Here is a 15,326-nt window from a genome sequence, read left to right on the forward strand (position 1 = left end):
TACTTTTGTATAATATCAAAGTATCTTCTATATATCAACACAGTGAACTGCAAAAACTCTACAAAAAAAGTAAATACGCATCATTCACTGCTTTCGAGAATCTTTTCCGAATTGTACAATCTTGCAACAAAATAGATCACGATGGCCATCACGCTGATATTACTCAGTATCATCAGTAGGAATTTCAGCATTGAGAACTGTGCGGTGATGATGTCTTTCATACTGAAGATACTGTTGAGTATAGGAATTAGGGATATCATAATACTTCGCGAAGAATCCATCTGCATCGTGGCGACTCCGAGTATCACAGCGCCGATATAAAAAGGCATGACATATGCTCCACCTTCTTTCACACTTCTGGCGAGACTACCGAGCAAAACGATCACGGCAGAAGCGAGTCCAGCAACGGTAAGTATGATTATCAGAAGACCAAGGAGTTTTCCGAAAGTCAGACTGGAGAGGTTCATTGATAATTCATCACCAGCAATATTTCCAACAATTCCAAAGGCTATCACCAGACCAACAAACGTGGAAACACTGTTTATAAGCCCTGCCGTCATCACATAGAGAACTTTCCCGGTCGCTATAGAAGTGCGTGAAACTTGATTTACGAGGATGGAGGATAAGGTTCCCCTTTCTTTTTCACCTGCTGTTGCGTCCAGACCTATATTCATAGAACCGGCGAAGATGTAGATGAGAATCATATAGGGAAGCATAGCTGCAAGAAAATCTGTTCCCTGGGCTTCCTCCGGCGCCATATCGATGCTAGAAGTATTAACAAGGTTAAGATCTTCAAGGGTAAGAGAATATTTATTCAAATTCCTTGCAAGAAGCACTTTTTCGTAGCTGTTAAGGGCGCTTCTGATTGCCTGCATGGCATACCTTGATTTGCTGGAAACGGAATTGTAGTATATCTTTGCTGTAAGTTTTCCATCACTATCGCTGAACTCAACGATCACAGTTCTATCTGAGTCTGCAACCACGTCGTAATCACTGACCTCGAATGTTTCATAAAGGAGTATGTTAGACAGAATGTTAGAGAATTCTTTATCCGGCAGGTTCACAAACCCCACTCTGTAAACCGTTTTTGTGGCCTGCTTTTCCTGCGCTGATATTGAAAGGCCAATGGTTACAAATAAACCGGGCATTAACACTAAGGGGAGGATTATTAGGAAGAATATTGTCCTTCTATCTTTAAACAAACTTTTAAGCTCTTTCCTGAAGATAATCAAAGAGTCCTTAAGCATTGGCTAATTCCCCCTCTTTTTCGGCTACAGCAAAGAAAATATCTTCCAGGTCGTTTGAATTGTACTTCTTATATAGCTCCTCAAGGCGATCATTTTCCACGAGTCTACCATTCAATATGATTCCTACTCTATCACATAGCTTTTCTGCTACTGACATCACGTGCGTGGAAATTATCACCGTCTTTCCTTGTTTTCGAAAATCCTTTATGATCTCTGTGACGGTTCTGGCTGTGATAATGTCCAGTCCATTTGTGGGCTCGTCAAAGACAATAACTTCCGGATCATGGATGAGACTCACTGCTATCGCCGCTTTCTGCTTCATCCCGGTGGAGAGCTTACTGACCCGCTCATCGAGAAAGTCGTGCATCCCAAGATAGTCAGTCAGTGTATCTATCCTGCTGCTAACTATTGCTCTGTCAATATGGTTCAAATCACCGAAGAAGTACATCAATTCTCTTGGTGACAGATTTCCAGATAATTTCATATCACTTGTCAAAAAGCCTATTCTCATTCGAACTTCCCGGGCGTTTTTCACGGTGTCATAGCCAAAGACATTGACTTTACCAGAATCAGGTTTTAGAAGTGTTGATATCAACCTAAGCGTAGTTGTCTTTCCCGCTCCGTTCGGTCCCAGCAGGCCAAATATCTCCCCTGGTGCAGCCTCGAACGAAACGCCATTAACCGCTTTTATAATTCCTTTCTTACCTTTGAAAGTCTTATATACTTCCTGTAGCTTTACCACCATTATCTCCTCCCAATGCTCAGCGACTCTGTATTTCTGTAAACAGTCCAGAAATAAACATTAAACCCCCGGTTATTCAACTGAATCTATTTGAAAACGAATCGATATTTTTTCAAGCATGATTATAGCATTAGTGACTAATACGCTTATCATCAGAACGCATGGTATTTTCCCTTCTTGAATTTATCCCCTCTTCTCTGACTATCATTCTATCCCCCCAATAAACTTGTTCGATCAGAGATGTTGAGGAAGATTATTTGTGAAAATAGCTGTTTGCGACCGAGACAGGGAGTTATAACAGAAAGTGTGAAAATTCCAATGAATATACCATATTGGGTATACTGTGTCAAGAGAAATGAGCCGATAAGGTTCTTGCTTAGGCTCGTAGAATGCTGGTGACAGGATATAATGTAGAAAGAGAAGGGTGGTGAAGGCATCATGATAGGGATTCTGTGTGATACGGGTTCAGATCTCCCATTAGAATTAGCAAATAAGGATTTAATCGAGATAGTACCTTTGAAACTTATGATGGGTGATAAAGAATATCACGAAAACGAAGTCACCGAAGAAGAAATTTTGAAGTTCATGGAGAGCGGGATACCGAAAACCTCACTTCCTTCGTATGAAGATGTGAAACGAGGATTTGAAAATCTTATTGGCAGGGGTTACAAGGAAATCATAGTGGTGAATATTTCCGGGAAACTCAGTGGTACTCACAATCTCTTTAAATTGGTGGGTTCACAGGTTTCTGAGGAGAACCCTGATCTGAAGATCGAATATATTGATTCGCTGACTCTCTCTGGTGGGATAGCACTATTGATTGACCGAGCAGTGGAACTCATTGAATCTGGCATGGATTTTAGAGGCATTGTGTTTGAGCTCAAGAAATGCGCTATGGAAAAGGTGAAAGTGTTCTTCGTGTTGCCGACACTGAAATTCCTCAGGGCTGGTGGACGTATAGGGAAGGTTAGTGCCATCATCGGCGAAGCCCTCAATTTCAAACCCGTGGTATCAATAGGCCAGGAAGGAGATTTAATTGCTGTTGCAAAAGCCCGTGGTATGAAGAAAGCCGTTGGAAAATTACTCCAGAAAATAGAAGAAACATTAAAAGAGAAAAAGCTCAGGGCCATTGGAGTCTATCATTCCGGTGACGATGAAGATACATTGAGGTTCGTGGAAAAGATAAAGAAGAAGCTCTTAGAAATCAAAGCACCAAAGATCATCGAGAGAAAAATATCTTCGGTACTCCTTGTTCATGCTGGAAAAGGACTCGTTGGTGTGGCGATTCTTCTTGTATAAGAAGGTTGAGTTCATATATGTCTGAAAAGTTGTTTATCAGACCTGCAAGAGAAGATGAATATGAGTTCATAAGGCACAATATGTATGAATCCATACCTGAATCCAGCGGATATCTTTACAAAAGAGCAGATCTCAGAGAAAAAGATGTGGTGTATGGCGATTTTTATGACTCGATAAGAAGAGGAGATAGAATAATCATAGCAGAGCTTTCTGGAAAAGTTCTTGGTTATTCCCATTATGGAGTGAGTTCTGAGAGTAATGTTTTTTGTTCAGGTAGACATGGACATCTCTTCGATCTGTACGTCTTTCCTCAGTATAGGCGTAAGGGAATAGCTTCACAGCTTTTGTTCGAAGCGGAAGAATGGCTGAAGAACCTCGGTATAGATCACTTAACGGCGGTAACATCTAAAAACACCTCTGCATGGAGTTTCCTTGTATCAAAGGGGTTTGTCACGGTCAGAAGTTACTTGAAGCTCGACATCGAAGATTTTATACCCATCGAAAACGTAATGGATACCTGCACAGTTTCTCGTGATGAATTATTTGTGTTCTCAGAACCCCTCTCGATGGAACTCAAATTAAACGAACACAGGTTTTCGGAATGTTCATTGAGTGAGTTGATGTACGCTCTTGGGAAAATTTTGAATGAAGGAGCGAATCTAGTAGTTGTGGGTGGAGAAAGACCAATTGGATTTGCCATCTATAGTATTTTTGATGATATTCTGACCAGAAAGAGACTCGGATTCATAGAGTTTTTGTATATTTTGCCTGAATTTAGAAAGCATGGAGCCGGGAAGGCTTTGTTGTCACATATATGCAGGACTATGAGGGGTGATTTGGTAGAGGAAGTATATACAGAAGCTCCTATCAAAGGGGCATATTTTGAATTTCTAAAAAAATTTGGCTTTGAGGGGTTTTCTTTCTGGCTACAAAAAGATTTTAATCGCCCAGAGCATTCTTTTCAATAAGTTCTGCGTATTTTTCGGCACTCTTTCTCGGTGTAAAAACGAGGTTCTGAAAATCCGTTTCATAGAGCCCGAATTTCATGGAATATCCTTCTTTCCATTCGAAGTTGTCCATCAGAGACCAGTAAAGATAGCCCATAACTCTTGCGCCCTTTTCTATCGCTTGGTGCAGAGAACCAAGCGCGGTCTCAATGTATCGCCACCTTTTCTGATCAGTGGCATCGGCTATACCGTTCTCCGTTACAAAGACAGGCAATTTGTATCTTCTGTAACATTCCGAAACTACCTCGCCGAGACCTTCAGGATAGAATTCATAACCCATATCTGTTTTTTCACCAGAGGGTTCTGGAAACTCGGGTTCAGGTCTGGCGTTCCTGACAAAAATGCGGGTATAATAATTTACGCCAATAAAGTCCAGCTTACCTTTAATCTTCGGTGAACTTTCACCCCTTCCCAGAGGTTTGAGTATCCTACCACTGATTATAGAATCGAGATAAACCCAGTTGTAGAAGTGGTTGAGTCTGGAAGAGATTATCCTATCGAATAAGTTGAATTTACGTGCGGGATAGAAAAACATAAAATTGCACGTGACACTGACCATAGACGCTGGATACCTTTCTTTTATGACATCGAAAGCTTCACTGTGGGCGTAAAGCAGATTTGAAAGTACCTGCATAGCTCTCCCCGTATCCTTTATTTCAGGTGGCCATTCACCTCGAAGATAAGACATTATCGAATAAACGTTTGGTTCGTTGATGGTAATCCAGATAGGCACAAGGTCACCCAATTCAGAAACGACATGCTCCACATATCTTTTGAAGTAACGAAGGTTTTCTCCGTTTTCCCATCCACCGAGTTCAGAGAACCAGAGTGGATTAACAAAGTGGTGAAGTGTCACCACCGGTTTTATCCCCTCTTCTACGAGCCTTTCGGTAAAACGCCGGTATCTCAAAAGAGAGTCTTTATCGAATTTGTTTATCCTCGGTTCAACCCTGGCCCATTCTATCGAATATCTGTATGTCTTAACTCCGAGTTCTTTAAGAGCTTTAATGTCTCTTTCAAAGTTATCCCAGCTACCACAGGCTATTTCAGAGGTATCATTGTTTTTTATTTTTCCGAGTTTTTCCCAGGCATACCAATCCGAAAAGAAATTCTTCCCCTCTATTTGATGGCCCGCAGTGGCAACGCCCCAGAGAAATCCCGAAGGAAATACTAACACAAAACCACCCCCCACAAAATTTTAGCATGTAGGGCGCTTGAAATCGAAATATGAAAAATTTGGCAGAAACTACCGACGGCAGATTGTCATTCGGTGATTTCTCGACCGAATATAAAAGTGGGTAGATTGTCAATCCATTTCCAGTAATAATCAAATTGCTGAACCCAGCCTGTTCCTGGAGATTCACTCCAGCCACCGAGTTCGTGGATGACAATCAGAAGCGAATTTGAAACACCATCGTTAGTTACTAAATAAGAAAAAGGAAAGAAATTGATGCTCGAATTTTCATGGATACCATCTGTATCGGTTGCTTCCAATGTTATATTGAAGACTTCATTCGGCACGTTGATTCTGACTTCGAGTTTTATATTCCCATCTTTCAGAGTGGTCGACTGGACTATGTCAGGGGATGCGTTAAGCGTATAACTAGCTGCAGTGGTGAAAAATTCGTATTCTAATGTTTCAACCTGCCCGTAGATCACATAAGGTGAAGGCTCTTTTTTAATGACTCTGGTCGCTATTTCACCTATAATATCACTTCCAAATGCAGAAATGTTGATGAGTCTCAGTTCTGCCGAACCATCGTAGAACCTCGAATCAGGATTTGTGTGGAGAGCAAAGCTGGTGTTGCCTGAAGTACCGGGGAAGGGATCACCTGGTGAACCCCTATCTCCACCCTGAATATCAAGAGCATTGTCATCATCTGCCTCTTCAACATCAACTTTTCGATGGGTATCATTTGATTGATTTGCGGCTTCATCGACATGATATATAATCAGTCCCTCGCCCGGGAGCGCGGAGTCATAACCAACGTTTCTGCGGTTTTCAAAAAGGAAATATTCGATCCCTTCTCTATCTGGATTGTCGAAGGTATATACTTCAAAATCTGTTTCAACAGGTTTGAAGATACGGCTTCCTGTGTAATCGTTCAGACTCATTTCACTTACCCAGCCAAGCTTCAAAAGGCTCCAGGCTGAAAAGTGCGCTGGAGAATCTCCGGCCCTTGAAAGGCCGTTCCATGAACCTGTTCCCATTATTCCCCAGTTCCCGATACCGTCCGAACTGTAATCGGTATCATACAGGTCTATCAGACCGAAGACGTGACCGAGTTCATGGCATATCACACCGATGGTGTTAAGATCATCAAACAAAGTTTCAGGCTGGATGGTATATCTTGAAGCTGCAACACCATCGTTGGTTGGAGTATAAGCGTAAAATTGATGTGACCAGATGTCGTTTGGGTTGCCTGAAGCCTCTTCACCATTGCCCTGGTGCACCACTATTACCGCATCTACGGAACCATCACCATCGTTGTCGAATACAGAGTAGTCCAGATAAGGGTCAGCGGCAAGAATTGCTTCTTTTACAAGTTCATCGGGATGAGCGTCGAAGCCATCTATATCTCCAATGTTATATCCATAGTAATCATGTGTCTTCGAAGCGGTAAACCAGCCTACAACAGTGAACTGGAGCTGCATTAATCCACCCGAAACTTCAAGGTAGTAGTCTTTGACAGAATACCCGAATCCATTGAACAATTCATCGAAATCGCTGAGTTCAAAAGAGGTAGCTGTGTCTGAGAAATTGATTAGTATGACGGGAAATTTAACAGTTCCGATGATTGGAGAGGTTCTTTCATAACTTTCCGGTCGTTTCTTTGAAGATAAATAATCTTCTATTTTAGAGCGTTGAATAAAGAACGGTTTGTCAATCCCTGCTCGTAAGCCCGTTGGTACAAGGTTGTTCCTTTCAATAGATGCGAATTCCCACCAGCCAGTTTCCGGGTTTTTAACGATCGGCTGCCCTTCATAAAGCAGTAAGTGGGCATATTCGTCACCGACCTGCCTTACGTAGATTACACTGCCATCGGGCTGGTGAAGTGGTAACTCACCAGGGTATGCCGGTACGGAAAAACAGAAGGCTGTTATTATGATAAATAGAGCGATAAGCAGAATCCGCATATCATTCACCGCCTTCGAGGAGTACTAATTTGTTCAGGAACCCTGTGTCAGAAATCTCGCCTTTTAGCTCTTCGTAGTCTGCACTGCCTGAAATGAGAGAAACAACCGTGAGGAACTTAAGAAATTCCTCTCTTTCGAGGGGATCTGGTAGATAATCGACGAGGATGTCATCGGTCGTTGACAGAATGAACAAACCATTGTTCACAGATTCGCTCAATTTTCCGATCTTCGCTTTTGTGAGAGAAAGTCCTGCGAGTACCTCTTTCTTGTCAGGAGAAGTTGCAACGGCCTGGGAAAAGTAAGTTTCAGCGAAAGGAAAATTTCCCTCAAGATAATAACACCAGCCAAGACCTTCACGAGCTAGAGCCTTTGTCGTGGCATTGCTCGAGAAGTTGGCAGCGCTGATGAAAGCCTCTCTTGCTGATGTAATCTCTCCCGCTTTCAAATGGTTAAAACCTTCCTGGAGTCTGTCAGCAGCGGATGGAATGCACGCCTGTAAGAAAAAAGCAAGAAAAAATAGTAAAATAATTTGTCCATAGCGCTTCTTCATAGGGACACCACCCCTTTAGTATTTTACGCCTTGAAGGGGTGAAAACTAACCATATTGTGGGGGGACATTCATGATTCAGGTAATAGGGAATATCAATTTTGACGTTACGGCGATACTTGAAAAGGTCGGAAATGTGGAAGAAAGCAGGATTCTGGACTTACAGCCTGGAATTGGTGGCACTGCATCCAACACCGCTATTCAACTTTCAAAATTAGGTCGAAGAGTGATTTTGAGCGGAGCAGTTGGGAAAGACATATTTGGTCTATGGCTTCTAGAAGAGCTCGGAAAACAGGGGATTGATGTAGGACATATTAAGATCGTTGATGATGAAAGAACAGGATTCTGTTTTGTTTCAGTCAGAGACGATGGACACCGTTTTCTTTTCACACATCGGGGGATAAATGAAAAACTACTTCCTGAAATTGCGAACCCCGCGAGAACTACTTTTTTACATCTTGCCGGTGTAAGCATCGCGCAGGCTGAACATGTATTGAACAGCGTTCACCGGGATATTCCGATTAGTTATGCGCCTGGCGGCATAGTGAGTTTTGAGAAGCCTGAGGGTGTGATAAGGCTGTCATCAAAAGTTACCTACCTGATCTTAAATGAAAGGGAATGGGAATCAATTGGTGGCTTTGGTACCCCGGAATCGAGATATATTATCGTAACGAAAGGCGCCAATGGCGCGGAAGTGCTGCCGGAAGGAATTTTAGTTCCATCTTACAAAGTGAAAGCTGTGGATACTACCGGAGCTGGAGACGCCTTCAACGCGGGATTTATACATGTCCTTTCTTCCGGTGGAACACTAAAAGACGCTGTAAAATTTGGCAACGTACTTGGAGCTTTGAACGTTCAATACAGGGGAGCATTGGGAAATTATGGATTGAACGAAATAAGAGATTTCATCAGCTTGAATGAACCAGCTCTCACGAAGTATATATAACGGGGGGACTCTTTTCCCCCGTTTTATCAATAGTTTTCCACGAAAACTTCGAAATAGCTTTGAGGGTGGTTGCAAGCCGGACATTTTTCTGGTGCTTCGAAAGCTTCGAAAATGTATCCGCAGTTTCTACATTTCCAGAGAATCTTCTCTTCCTTTTTGAAGACTCTACCTTCTTCAACATTTTTTGCGAGCTTCAAGTATCTTGCCTCATGCCTTTCTTCTACTTTTGCGACTTGCCTGAAAGTATTCGCGATTTCGCTGAATCCTTCTTCTTCTGCCACATCGGCAAAGTGCGGATACAGATCTGTCCACTCTTCATTTTCCCCTTCTGCTGCTGCCTTCAAGTTCTCCAGCGTGGAGCGGTACTCTACAGGGTAATCGGCGTCAACGTGAATTGCAACGGGTAGTTTCTCAACATTTTCTACTATATGTTTATAAAAGAGTTTGGCGTGCTCTTTCTCGTTGTCAGCAGTTTCTTGAAATATTGCTGCTATCTGCTCGAATCCCTCTTTTCTGGCAATTGATGCGAAAAACGTGTACCTGTTCCTAGCTTGAGATTCGCCAGCAAATGCCTTCATGAGGTTTTCAAGTGTTTTGGTTCCATCGAGTTTTCTCATTTTGTCACCCCCACTAACGATTTTAGAATCATTATAATTAAACCATAAATCATTCGAGTTCTGTTAGGGCATTCAACTCTTTCTCGATAGAAAGGAAAGCATCGATTACTATCGGGTCGAATTTCTTTCCTTTTTCGCTATAAATAATTTCCAGAACTTTATCCCTTTGCAGTGAATCCCTGTAAGGCCGCTTTACCCTCATGGAAGCGTAATTATCCGCTACGCTGGCTATTCTGGCGGGGAGGGGGATATCTTCACCTGACAATCCGCGGGGATATCCACTGCCATCGAAAGCTTCGTGATGGTATTCGATAATCTCCACGCACATAGTGAGAAAAGCTGAATTCGGGTCTCCCGGGGAATTTTTGATCAACTCTACTCCCTTTATCGTGTGCTCTTTCACTTTTTGATACTCTCCAGTTGAAAGCTTTTCTTCTTTCAATAGCAACTCTGATGGGATCTCAAGATTTCCAATATCATGAAGCAGAGAAGCTCCGCGTATATTTTCGACGAATTCTTTTGTGATTTCGCGTGGATATTTTTCTTTCAACACCATGGCCATCATTGCTGAGGCTTCTGAAATTATTCTCAGGTGTCGGTTTGTTTCTGGAAGTGTTCTTTCAGAGACTCTTGCCAGCACATTTACGAAGCTCGTTCTATCCCTTATGATTTCCGCGCATCGATTTTCCAGTGGAGTTAGATCGAATGCATGACCAATAACATGACTTAGATTTCTATTTTTGAAAACAGGAACCAACGTAACGCTAAAATAACCAGTGTTTGTTGCTCCCGTCAGCAGCATCTGTTCTTTTACGGTTTCTCCCTTCTTTAGGAGCAAACGAAAGAGCCTGGAAATATTCCTTGCAGATCTCCTTTCGATAACTTCTTCCAATGGCTTTCCTTGAACCTGTTCACGCGTTCTCCGAAAAAACCTCAGGAAACAGACGTTTGCAAAGATTATTTTACCTCCACTGTCCATTATCCAAAATGGGTTTGGAATATCACCATATTTTTCTGGAGAAAAAGCGGGCAGGTTTAGCCTATCTGATTCATCATTCATTTTCCCCATCCTTTCCCTTGGAAATGTGTGATTTATCAAGTCCGAATGTTTCCCTTTCTATATTCCCAAAAGGTTCGATATGAACGTGTACATCGTACACTTCAGGTACACTCGACTTAATATTTTTCTCAACAGCTTTTGATAATTCATGGGCTTTGCTGACAGTGAGATTTCCTTCTACTTCCATGTCCAATTCAACGAAATACTTATGTCCGAACTTTCTTATCCTTATCCTATGAGGATTTGAAACACCGTCAATTCTTGTGGCTTCTTCTAGCACCCTTCTATAGATATTATTTTTAGCTGGAATACCATCCATCAGTTCGTAGCTGCTTGTCATGAACAGCTCGATTGCCGTCTTTATGACAAAGGCAGAGACCAGGAGCCCCAGAATGGTATCGAAGACAAATAAATCGGTCAGTTTAACGATGACCATTCCAACGACCACGGAAAGGGAAATGTAGATATCACTTCGCATATTGATGGCATCGGCTAAAAAAACAGAGCTGTCTATTTTACGTCCTATGTACAATTTGTATCTGTAGAGAGTATACTTCCCAGCTGATGAAAGAAAAGCTACATATAACACAACCGGAAGATGTTCTATGTGAAGGTTTCCAGAAATTAATTTCTGCACGGAAAAGATAGCAAGTTGTGCTCCCGCAAAGAATATTACAATAGATATAATCTTCGAAGCGATGGTCTCAGCGCGTTCATGGCCATATGGGTGTTCTGTATCAGGTGGCTTCTGTGAGAGGTTTGTGGAAATGAGAGTGATTACTGATGTTACTATATCCGTCGCGGAGTCCAGGCCGTCTGCGGTTATAGCCATGCTTCCGGTGAATAACCCGGTGAAGATTTTCAATACAGAAAGAAAGGCATTTCCAATAATGCCAATCACTGCCCCTTTTTTGGCGTACTTATCCCTGTTTTCCACAATATTCCTCTCCATTGAACAAAAATAGAACATAATCAGTCTTATTTATAAAGCTTACCCCCCTAATACCTGTTGCGGGCTGCAGCCCGCTTTTTTTATTTGATCAGTACTGAACTCATTGCCCCAAGAAGAATTCCGTTTTTCGTTTCTGATAGCTCCCTATTTATTAGAATAGCACGTTCTCTCCGCTCAAGTAAAACCGCTTCCCGATTAAAATTGTGTGCAAAGAGAGCCGTTTCTCCATCACTTTCAAGGAAAATGTGAAGCACTCCGTTATCAGCTTTTATTTCCTGTATCCTGCAACTATCCAACCAACGATTTCTATTCCTGAAGGACAGGATCTTTTTGAATCTTGAATAGTAAGAATCAATTTTCGTGCTTTGAACCTCATATGAGAGTCCTGAATGTGGAGGGTTGCTGGCTTGAGCCTTCCATTCAGTTTGCAGAGGGCCATATCCCATATCGTACCAGGGAAAAGGTTCAAGCTGGGCTTCGTTAGCGAATTCGTTGTATATCCCCCTCATACCAAGCTCTTCGCCGTAGTAGAGAAAAGGAACTCCGGGGAGAGTCATGAGCACTGAAAGAGCAAGAAGCGCTTTTTCTTCGTCATCTTTCATATATGACAGCAGTCTCGTCATATCGTGGTTCGTCAAAAAGGTACCGTAATCGTAAGCTCTTTCACTTTCAAAATACTTTTTCATAACGTGATTAAGTGCTCCTGCTAGCTTATCAGGATTTAGAGATAGAACATTTTCCTTTATCGCGTATGATAAAGGAAAATTGAACCCGATTCCAAAAACAGAAGAGTACATGTCCACTACATGCGGGTCATCCCAGACTTCACTAACGAAGATGATGTCGGGTTTTAGCTTACGACAGTAATCTGTCATCTCTTTCCAGAAAGAGATGTTTCGTTCGTGTTGATATTCGCATTCTCCTGTTTCTTTTGAGAAGTCGAAGATATGCTTTGCGGCATCAAATCTGAAACCATCGAATCCTATGGAGAGCCAGAACGAAAGTATTCGTTTAACTTCCTCCCAGAGATCGGGGGTTTCATAGTTCAAATCAGGACTTCCCGGTCCAAAGAGTGCATAATAATATTCACCGTTTATCTTAGACCAGACTTCCTGGGCATCCCAGGGTCTGCGGGCTTTCAACCATTCTGATTTTTCAAGCCAGAGATATTTCTCTCTATGTTTTTTATCTCCTTCCAGTGCTTTTAAAAACCATGGGTGTGTGATAGCTGTATGGTTCAAAGGTATATCTAGAATTACCTTGATTCCTCTATTGTGAGCCTGTTCGAGGAATTCTCTCGCATCTTCCAAAGTGCCATATACAGGATTAACCGAATAGAAGTCTGAAACGGTGTAGCCATGATATGAAGGTGATTTCATTATCGGAAGTAACCATATTCCAGAAATACCCAGTTCCATGAGATAGTCGAGTCTTCCAGTAGCGCCTTTGAAATCCCCTATACCGTCTCCATTACCATCCGCAAATGATCGAAGAAAGAGTTCGTAAAACATATATTTCTTAACCTCCTGTATCAATCTGAAGAGATAATACAATCATACAAGAAAAACATGGTTAATTCTCTGTGTTAAAATCCATAAGAAAAGGAGGTGTGGCGATGTTGATCGATGAAATTCTTTCAAAGGGAGAAAAATATGGAGTGAGCGATATACACATTACCCCGGGAGAAAAAGTTGTATACAGAATAGATGGTTCCCTTATGAATGACAATGAATTACATATCACCGAAGAGAACATGTCACAGATACTAAAAGAGCTCGAGGAACTTTCTGCAATTGCACTGACAGTTGTAGACAAGAAAGAAGTTGATTTTTCCTTCACATTTGGAGAATCACGTGTGAGAGGAAATCTCTATTTTTCCAATAAACAACCAATCCTTGCGTTAAGATTGATTCCCAAGACCATTCGCACCCTCGATGACCTTGGATATCCGCAGTTATTCAAAGAATTCTGCACACCGGATAAAGGGCTTATACTTGTCGCGGGGCCAACTGGAAGCGGAAAATCAACGACACTTGCTGCGATGCTTGAACACATTAACAGACACCGTCCCGTCCATCTCATCACGATAGAAGACCCGATTGAGTATGTCTTTGAATCAAAAATGGCATTGATCCACCAGCGGGAGCTGGGTTCAGACACAGCTTCGTTCTATAATGGTTTGAAATATGCTCTGAGGCAGGATCCGGACGTCATTTTGGTTGGTGAAATGAGGGATCCCGAGACGATGGAACTGGCAATGACAGCAGCTGAAACCGGACATCTGGTTTTCTCAACGATTCATACAAATTCTGCTGCCACTACGCCTGAAAGGATCATCGGCGTTTTCCCACCACATCAACAGAACCAGATAGCGATGCAACTGGCAAATAGCCTTCTAGCTGTTATTTACCAGAGGTTACTGAAAAGAAAAGATGGCAAGGGCAGGATTTCCATCATCGAAATCATGGTCGTAACTCAGGCCATAAGAAACCTTATAAGAGAGAAGAAGTTCCATCAAATAGAATCCATGATGCAAGCGGGTGGAAAGTTTGGCATGATCACTTTCGATGATGCATTGGTAAATGCATTCAAGGAGGGATTAATAACCATGGAACAGGTGAAAAACTTTGCCCGTGACCCGGAAACCATAACCAGGAGGTTAATTTAATGGAGCTCGTTGATATTTTGAATTCACTCAAAAAACAACTTCAAGAAGTCGAAAGAGAGCTTTCATCCCCTGAGGTTGTGTCAAACCCAGATAAACTTATGGAACTTAGTAAAAGACATGCGGAGCTCAGGGAGATATTTCGACTAGAGGAAGAGATTGAAGCAAAGAGAAGAGAGCTTCAAGAATGGAAAGACATGCTTGAACAATCTCCACAAGAAGAACAGGAAGAAATCAGGTCAACCATTGAGCAGGTTGAAAAGCAAGTGGAGAACCTTCTTCTTGAACTAAAAATGCGGCTCATTCCTGACGAAGATTCTGGAAGGAATATAATAGTCGAGATAAGAGCGGGCGCTGGTGGAGAAGAGGCAGCATTGTTTTCAGCTGATCTTTTCAGGATGTACTCAAGATACGCTGAAAGATCTGGCTGGAAGGTTGAAGTACTCGATTCAAATGAAACAGACCTTGGTGGTTTCAAAGAAATTGTGTTTGAGATAAGGGGCAAAGGAGTATATAGAAAGCTCAAATACGAGAGTGGTGTACACAGAGTTCAAAGGGTTCCAAGGACAGAATCTGGCGGTAGGATTCACACGTCCACAGCGACGGTCGCTATCCTTCCAGAAGCTACGGAGCTGGATGTTAAGATCGATCCGTCTGAATTACGAATAGACACTTTCAGATCTTCGGGCGCTGGTGGGCAGCATGTGAATAAAACAGAATCAGCCGTCAGAATAGTTCATCTTCCTACGGGTATAACAGTAACTGTTCAGCGTGAGCGTTCACAACATCAGAACAAAGCAAGAGCTATGGAACTGCTGAGAGCACGATTGTTTGATATGATGCAGCAGGATCAGTTAAAAAAAATGTCGCAAAAGAGGCGATCACAGATAGGTACTGGAGATAGGAGTGAAAAGATAAGGACATACAATTATCCACAGAACAGAGTAACCGATCATAGGATAAATTACACGAGTTACCGGCTTGCAGAAATTCTTGACGGAGACCTGGACGAGTTCCTGGCGAAACTCATTGAAGCGGATGTCGAGTTAAAACTCAGCGAACTTATGGAACATCTTGAAATGAAATAGAAAAAAGGGGGGCTTAAG

The 15,326-nt window shown here is 42.2% G+C and carries 14 protein-coding genes; 5 read left to right on the forward strand and 9 right to left on the reverse strand.

What is annotated here, in order from left to right:
• Positions 1-80 precede the first annotated feature (80 nt).
• The gene (locus IX53_RS03640) at positions 81-1,247 is read right to left on the reverse strand and encodes an ABC transporter permease (RefSeq protein ID WP_047754201.1); all 1,167 of its coding nucleotides are present in this window, start codon (positions 1,245-1,247) and stop codon (positions 81-83) included.
• Positions 1,240-1,992 (reverse strand): ABC transporter ATP-binding protein, encoded by a 753-nt coding sequence (locus IX53_RS03645; RefSeq protein ID WP_420811575.1) that lies wholly within the window; start codon positions 1,990-1,992, stop codon positions 1,240-1,242. The genes IX53_RS03640 and IX53_RS03645 overlap by 8 nt, the downstream gene beginning before the upstream one ends.
• 435 nt (positions 1,993-2,427) lie before the next feature.
• Between IX53_RS03645 and IX53_RS03650 the strand changes: the two genes are divergently transcribed.
• On the forward strand, positions 2,428-3,288 hold the full coding sequence (locus tag IX53_RS03650) for a DegV family protein (protein WP_047754202.1): 861 nt from the start codon (positions 2,428-2,430) through the stop codon (positions 3,286-3,288).
• Between the two features lie 17 nt (positions 3,289-3,305).
• Complete coding sequence (locus IX53_RS03655) at positions 3,306-4,256, forward strand: GNAT family N-acetyltransferase (RefSeq protein ID WP_047754203.1); 951 nt, start codon at positions 3,306-3,308, stop codon at positions 4,254-4,256.
• On the opposite strand, the gene IX53_RS03660 is transcribed toward IX53_RS03655, so the two are convergent.
• The 3 genes from IX53_RS03660 to IX53_RS03670 all read right to left on the reverse strand — a co-directional run bounded on the left by IX53_RS03660 (position 4,228) and on the right by IX53_RS03670 (position 7,983).
• On the reverse strand, positions 4,228-5,472 hold the full coding sequence (locus tag IX53_RS03660; protein WP_047754204.1) for a glycoside hydrolase family 1 protein: 1,245 nt from the start codon (positions 5,470-5,472) through the stop codon (positions 4,228-4,230). The genes IX53_RS03655 and IX53_RS03660 overlap by 29 nt on opposite strands.
• Before the next feature lie 86 nt (positions 5,473-5,558).
• Positions 5,559-7,433 carry a M6 family metalloprotease domain-containing protein gene (locus IX53_RS10495; RefSeq protein ID WP_053001143.1) on the reverse strand — a complete coding sequence of 625 codons (1,875 nt, stop codon included), beginning with the start codon at positions 7,431-7,433 and terminating at the stop codon, positions 5,559-5,561.
• 1 nt (position 7,434) lies between these two features.
• Positions 7,435-7,983 carry a tetratricopeptide repeat protein gene (locus IX53_RS03670; protein ID WP_047754205.1) on the reverse strand — a complete coding sequence of 183 codons (549 nt, stop codon included), beginning with the start codon at positions 7,981-7,983 and terminating at the stop codon, positions 7,435-7,437.
• Between the two features lie 70 nt (positions 7,984-8,053).
• Here IX53_RS03670 and IX53_RS03675 point away from each other — a divergent pair, with 70 nt between their 5' ends.
• Entirely contained in the window at positions 8,054-8,926 is an 873-nt protein-coding gene (locus IX53_RS03675) for a carbohydrate kinase family protein (protein ID WP_047754206.1), read from the forward strand.
• Between the two features lie 26 nt (positions 8,927-8,952).
• Here IX53_RS03675 and rbr read toward each other — a convergent pair whose 3' ends face one another.
• The 4 genes from rbr to IX53_RS03695 form a co-directional block, all read right to left on the reverse strand.
• Positions 8,953-9,543, reverse strand: coding sequence for a rubrerythrin (rbr, locus tag IX53_RS03680; RefSeq protein ID WP_047754207.1), 591 nt, complete (start codon positions 9,541-9,543; stop codon positions 8,953-8,955).
• A 49-nt stretch (positions 9,544-9,592) separates the two neighbouring features.
• A complete protein-coding gene (locus tag IX53_RS10500; protein WP_053001145.1) occupies positions 9,593-10,603 on the reverse strand; it encodes an HD domain-containing phosphohydrolase in 1,011 nt (336 codons plus the stop codon).
• Complete coding sequence (locus tag IX53_RS03690) at positions 10,596-11,540, reverse strand: cation diffusion facilitator family transporter (RefSeq protein ID WP_245612755.1); 945 nt, start codon at positions 11,538-11,540, stop codon at positions 10,596-10,598. The genes IX53_RS10500 and IX53_RS03690 overlap by 8 nt, the downstream gene beginning before the upstream one ends.
• A gap of 95 nt (positions 11,541-11,635) precedes the next feature.
• Entirely contained in the window at positions 11,636-13,066 is a 1,431-nt protein-coding gene (locus tag IX53_RS03695) for an alpha-amylase family glycosyl hydrolase (RefSeq protein ID WP_047754208.1), read from the reverse strand.
• 104 nt (positions 13,067-13,170) lie between these two features.
• On the opposite strand from IX53_RS03695, the gene IX53_RS03700 reads away from it, so the two are divergent.
• Positions 13,171-14,223, forward strand: a complete 1,053-nt coding sequence (locus IX53_RS03700) for a type IV pilus twitching motility protein PilT (protein WP_047754209.1) — start codon at positions 13,171-13,173, stop codon at positions 14,221-14,223.
• On the forward strand, positions 14,223-15,308 hold the full coding sequence (prfA, locus tag IX53_RS03705; protein ID WP_047754210.1) for a peptide chain release factor 1: 1,086 nt from the start codon (positions 14,223-14,225) through the stop codon (positions 15,306-15,308). The genes IX53_RS03700 and prfA overlap by 1 nt, the downstream gene beginning before the upstream one ends.
• The last annotated feature ends 18 nt before the right edge of the window (positions 15,309-15,326 follow it).

Source organism: Kosmotoga pacifica, assembly GCF_001027025.1.
In the GTDB taxonomy this organism is placed as follows: Bacteria; Thermotogota; Thermotogae; order Petrotogales; family Kosmotogaceae; genus Kosmotoga_B; species Kosmotoga_B pacifica.

Bases quoted from the DNA above. Each gene is read 5' to 3' on its own strand.
- IX53_RS03650 (WP_047754202.1), top strand. From the start codon at position 2,428: ATGATAGGGATTCTGTGTGATACGGGTTCAGATCTCCCATTAGAATTA.
- rbr (WP_047754207.1), bottom strand. From the start codon at position 9,543: ATGAGAAAACTCGATGGAACCAAAACACTTGAAAACCTCATGAAGGCA.
- IX53_RS03700 (WP_047754209.1), top strand. From the start codon at position 13,171: ATGTTGATCGATGAAATTCTTTCAAAGGGAGAAAAATATGGAGTGAGC.
- IX53_RS03640 (WP_047754201.1), bottom strand. From the start codon at position 1,247: ATGCTTAAGGACTCTTTGATTATCTTCAGGAAAGAGCTTAAAAGTTTG.
- IX53_RS10495 (WP_053001143.1), bottom strand. From the start codon at position 7,433: ATGCGGATTCTGCTTATCGCTCTATTTATCATAATAACAGCCTTCTGT.
- IX53_RS03655 (WP_047754203.1), top strand. From the start codon at position 3,306: ATGTCTGAAAAGTTGTTTATCAGACCTGCAAGAGAAGATGAATATGAG.
- IX53_RS03695 (WP_047754208.1), bottom strand. From the start codon at position 13,066: ATGTTTTACGAACTCTTTCTTCGATCATTTGCGGATGGTAATGGAGAC.
- IX53_RS03670 (WP_047754205.1), bottom strand. From the start codon at position 7,983: ATGAAGAAGCGCTATGGACAAATTATTTTACTATTTTTTCTTGCTTTT.
- IX53_RS10500 (WP_053001145.1), bottom strand. From the start codon at position 10,603: ATGAATGATGAATCAGATAGGCTAAACCTGCCCGCTTTTTCTCCAGAA.
- prfA (WP_047754210.1), top strand. From the start codon at position 14,223: ATGGAGCTCGTTGATATTTTGAATTCACTCAAAAAACAACTTCAAGAA.
- IX53_RS03645 (WP_420811575.1), bottom strand. From the start codon at position 1,992: ATGGTGGTAAAGCTACAGGAAGTATATAAGACTTTCAAAGGTAAGAAA.
- IX53_RS03675 (WP_047754206.1), top strand. From the start codon at position 8,054: ATGATTCAGGTAATAGGGAATATCAATTTTGACGTTACGGCGATACTT.